The organism is Furfurilactobacillus curtus (assembly GCF_045862785.1).
Taxonomy (GTDB): domain Bacteria; phylum Bacillota; class Bacilli; order Lactobacillales; family Lactobacillaceae; genus Furfurilactobacillus; species Furfurilactobacillus curtus.
Map to the genome: position 1 here is coordinate 1 of NZ_BQXO01000070.1, position 456 is coordinate 456.

Below are 456 nucleotides of genomic sequence, written 5' to 3' on the forward strand. Positions count from 1 at the left end.
GTGACGCTGGCTAAGCATTCTGATAAAGTTCTGTTCTTTTACCGTGAGGATTGCTCGGATTGTCAATCTATTTTCCATCGGATTTATTGGCATAACGTTATCAGTCACAACATCATTTTGATTAATATGAATCAATCGCAGAATCGGCATTACATTCAAAAATATCAATTAACGTCAGTACCAACCTTGATCCATGGCAAGCAACGATACTCCGGTACCAACCAACAAAGGATTAAACAGATAGTAGGTGACTAGATGAAAGACAAATTATTAAACAGCGTTAAAGTCAGCTGGCCATATCTACTAACGCTAATCATTGGCTTGTATTTAGCGGAGATTTTNGCTGGATCAGTCATGGCCTTGTCGCACTATAAGCTAACTTTTGCGGATCATATGCCAACCGTATTAAAACAATTAGCCTTGCACCCCTGGCACTATTACAACTTGTATTTGGGT

At 39.1% G+C, this 456-nt stretch carries 1 protein-coding gene and 1 pseudogene; both read left to right on the forward strand.

The features are described from left to right. Positions 1-255: thioredoxin domain-containing protein (locus ACKTR2_RS10490; protein WP_407885087.1), on the forward strand; the 255-nt coding region annotated here is incomplete at its 5' end. Further along, positions 256-456 (forward strand): annotated as a pseudogene (locus tag ACKTR2_RS10495) (conjugal transfer protein); the annotation flags it as partial.